Below are 324 nucleotides of genomic sequence, written 5' to 3' on the forward strand. Positions count from 1 at the left end.
GGCGCGATGGACGCCGGCAACATGATCAAGCCGATGCTCGCCCGCGGTGAGCTGCGGATGGTCGGCGCGACCACGCTCGACGAGTACCGCCAGCACATCGAGAAGGACCCGGCGCTGGAGCGTCGCTTCCAGCAGGTGCTGGTCGGCGAGCCGTCCGTCGAGGACACCGTCGGCATCCTGCGCGGGCTCAAGGAGCGCTACGAGGTGCACCACGGCGTCCGCATCACCGACGCCGCCCTGGTCGCCGCGGCCCCCCTGTCGGACCGCTACATCACCGCCCGGTTGCTCCCGGACAAGGCCATCGACCTCGCCGACGCGGCCGCC

1 pseudogene is annotated in these 324 nt (G+C 71.9%); it reads left to right on the forward strand.

Features of this window, described 5'->3' with window-relative positions:
* Positions 1–324 (forward strand): annotated as a pseudogene (locus DBV35_RS29660) (hypothetical protein); the annotation flags it as partial.

The sequence above is a fragment of the Acuticoccus kandeliae genome (genome assembly GCF_003073115.1).